The sequence below is a fragment of the Rhodoferax sp. genome (genome assembly GCF_010365055.1).
Classification (GTDB): domain Bacteria; phylum Pseudomonadota; class Gammaproteobacteria; order Burkholderiales; family Burkholderiaceae_C; genus Rhodoferax.
Map to the genome: position 1 here is coordinate 1 of NZ_JAAFHA010000179.1, position 3234 is coordinate 3234.

The 3234-nt window shown below is 53.3% G+C and carries 6 protein-coding genes; all 6 read left to right on the forward strand.

Features of this window, described 5'->3' with window-relative positions:
* The first annotated feature begins 117 nt into the window (after positions 1–117).
* The 6 genes from GZ093_RS20620 to GZ093_RS20645 are packed head-to-tail and all read left to right on the forward strand — an operon-like array spanning position 118 to position 3136.
* Positions 118–333, forward strand: a complete 216-nt coding sequence (locus GZ093_RS20620) for a HepT-like ribonuclease domain-containing protein (RefSeq protein WP_296489591.1) — start codon at positions 118–120, stop codon at positions 331–333.
* Positions 330–653: a hypothetical protein gene (locus GZ093_RS20625; RefSeq protein ID WP_296489592.1), complete on the forward strand. Its 324-nt coding sequence runs from the start codon at positions 330–332 to the stop codon at positions 651–653. Before GZ093_RS20620 ends, GZ093_RS20625 begins: the two co-directional genes overlap by 4 nt.
* 2 nt (positions 654–655) lie before the next feature.
* Positions 656–1069, forward strand: coding sequence for a hypothetical protein (locus GZ093_RS20630; RefSeq protein WP_296489593.1), 414 nt, complete (start codon positions 656–658; stop codon positions 1067–1069).
* A gap of 7 nt (positions 1070–1076) precedes the next feature.
* Positions 1077–1376, forward strand: a complete 300-nt coding sequence (locus GZ093_RS20635; protein ID WP_296489595.1) for a hypothetical protein — start codon at positions 1077–1079, stop codon at positions 1374–1376.
* Between the two features lie 24 nt (positions 1377–1400).
* Positions 1401–2807 (forward strand): ISL3 family transposase, encoded by a 1407-nt coding sequence (locus GZ093_RS20640; protein ID WP_296489596.1) that lies wholly within the window; start codon positions 1401–1403, stop codon positions 2805–2807.
* A gap of 56 nt (positions 2808–2863) precedes the next feature.
* The gene (locus tag GZ093_RS20645; RefSeq protein ID WP_296489597.1) at positions 2864–3136 is read left to right on the forward strand and encodes a helix-turn-helix domain-containing protein; all 273 of its coding nucleotides are present in this window, start codon (positions 2864–2866) and stop codon (positions 3134–3136) included.
* Positions 3137–3234 lie beyond the last annotated feature (98 nt).

Here is a 3234-nt window from a genome sequence, read left to right on the forward strand (position 1 = left end):
TCACTACCTGAACAAAGCCGAAGTCGAGGTTGTCGCGCACGCGGCAAGAGCACAGCTTTTGCCAACCGGCACTGATGCACTGTCGCTGCGCCTGTTGGAGAGGCGTCCAACAATATCTTGCGCGTAGATGCTGAGTTTGCTGCCGATCATGATGAAATTCCTTGGCAAGTCATGTACACGATGCGCAATCGCGTCTCACATGGTTACGAACAAGTTGATCTTGAAATCGTTTGGAAAACTATTCAATACGACTTGCCTGCTCTGCATATACAAGTTCAAGAAGCCCTTACAAACCTGCCTCAAAACAATGACAACGAAGGAATGACGCCATGACCAACGACAACAAGCCGCCTATATTCGGCGCTACTGCAATGTTCGACCCGTCCACCCATGAGCCACGCACCAGCAAGTCAGCCTTAATGGGTGATCTGATGGCTGAGTTTGCAGACAAGCCGGAATCTTTCCAAGCAACGATCATCAACAATTGCACGACGTCGCTGCCGATGAAATTCAAGTTTGACCCAAAAGACAACGGCCACTCATTTGTGTTTGGCTCAACGCGCAGCGGCAAAGGGGTTGCCCCCGCCTTCATTGCTGACCACTTGGATTCCTTGTCCGAAAAGATGAAGAAAAGGCTCAGGGCCTTGAAATGAAGATGACCAAGCTACAGCGCGCAGTGCGCAGTAAAGCAGTTCAGCAGGCAAGCGTGACGGCCATACGGGCACACTTCTGCGGTGAAGGCGCGAAGGCTCGCATCCTTCGGTTCGTCCGCGACGTGGCAATAGCTTCTGTGGGATGGACGGCCAAACTCTTATTCGTCGGCTCTTGGGCTGTCATCGGTGGCCTCCTTGCTGGCCCCGAACATGACTACTTTCTGACGCAAGTACACGCATGGATGGTGGCAACGCCTGTCGATCAGGTGTTGGTGCAGAGCCATACCCTGTTCGTGTCAGCGGTAATCGAGTGCGTCAAGATTGGTTTGCTGCTGGGCTTCGGTCAGAAACTGCTGGCAGTCGTGACGCCTGCGGTGAATGATGCGAAACAACGTTTCAATTCGACCTTGGCTTGAGTGCAAGATGAATGAGTTTAATTCTGACCTTCTGAGGCTTCTTCGACTTCATGGCTTCGCACTGACCTTCTATGGCGGCGACGCGCTGCATGCTGGTGTGGGCGCTCCCACCGAGCAACAGACATGGCGCAGCGCTCTTGATGGTCTTGCGGCATCTATCAGCAGAGATGGAGCGGGGAAAGCGCAACAGGCGCATGAATTAACCGCCACCATTGAGTCTTGCCTGTTCGATCTGAATGCGGTCGCTCCGAGGGCAGCAGGTGCAGCAGTGGCATCGGCTATCAGTCACGCCACGGCTAAGGTCTAGTCCAGCATGGAGATGCATTGATCCATGCCAGCCAACATTCTGAACCTCCCCGACTACAAGGTAGTTCGGGTTGACGAAAACGACCACGATTACCACATTAGCGCCGAAGCCTCAAACCCGCCCACAATCTGCTCGGGCTGCGGTTCGACTCGATTGATCGGTCACGGGCGCAACGAGCAAGTCATTCGCGACATGCCGACACACGGCAAGCGGGTAGCGATCTACGTGGATACCCGCCGCTGGCGGTGCGTGGACTGTGGCAAGACCTTCATGGAGGTACTGCCCTCCGTTAACGCCAAGCGTGAGATGACCGAGCGGCTGACACGCTGGATCGGCCAACAGAGCTTGAAGCGCACCTTCGCAAGCATCGCCGAGGAAACCGGCTTGGACGAAAAGACCATCCGAAACATATTCCGCGACTACGTGGCCGTACTCGAAGCTGAATTCAGGTTTGAGACACCCAAGTGGATGGGCATTGACGAAATCCACCTCATCAAGCCGCGTGGTGTCATCACCAACATCGAGAATAACACGGTGCTGGATTTGCTTGTCAACCGCAACCAAGACACGATTGCCAAGTACCTTACTGGCCTTAAGGGCAAGGAGAAGATTCAGTACGTGGCGATGGACATGTGGCGGCCTTATAAGAACGCGGTCAATGCCGTTCTGCCGCAAGCCATCGTTGTCATCGACAAATTTCATATCGTAAAAATGGCGAACGGAGCCATGGAGAAGGTGCGCAAGTCCATGCGGGCGGATCTGACCATCAAACAGAAACGGGGCCTGATGCACGACCGTTTCGTATTACTCAAGCGGGAACGCGACTTGACAGACAAAGAGCAATTCAATCTGGATGGATGGGTGAAGAACTACCCCTTGCTAGGTGAAGCGTACAGGCTCAAGGAAACGTTCTACGGCATCTACGATGCCAAATCCCAGCCCGATGCACTGCTGGCCTATAAATCATGGCAGAAGTCTATTCCGCCAGAGTTGCACGACCACTTTCATGACCTGACCCGCGCATTCCAGAATTGGATGCCGGACATCTTGAACTACTTCAAGCACCCGGTCACCAATGCGTACACAGAGTCCTTGAACAGCCTGATTCGGGTGATGGATCGCATGGGTCGTGGCTACAGCTTTGAGGCGCTGCGGGCCAAGATACTGTTCACCGAGGGCGCTCACAAGCGAACCCTGTCTCGACCTAAGTTTGAGCGTCGGCGGGAGCCTGAACCTGTCGAAATGGGCTTGGGCTTGCCGGAGGATGCAATCGGCTTCGGCCTGCCGCCTGTGCTCATGCGAAAGACGGTAATAACGCCAAGAAAGAATACACCGAACGCAAGCCCCCCACACGAAACGTTAGGTCCACCAAAGAACTACGGGGCCGACATAAACACATTGATCGAGCTATTGGAGGCAGGCAAGCTATGACGACTCAAACACACTCAAATCCGCATACCCAATGTAATTCGAGGTAAAATACTACCATGCAAATCGGCAATCGTTTCCGTTGTTACCCCACTCCAGCGCAGGCGCAAACCCTATTGCAGTGGATTGGTTGCCAGCGCTACATTTACAATGCCAAGGTAGGCGAAGACCAATATTTCCGTCGCTTTGCGCGTAAGTCCCTGACTCACACGGGCGAGTTCGCCCCCATCGACCAGCAATACAGCCAGTTCAAAACAGAACTCACACCCTGGTTGCCTGAGGTGCCCAGCATCTGTCAACAACGATTCAAAACTGATACAGTTTTCCCTTAGGCAACGATTTAAAACTGATACACCCCAACAATCAATTGAGAGGGGTTAGCCTCTTGGTTTTATGTTTCCATTTCCATGTTTACGCTGAAGGTGGTGAT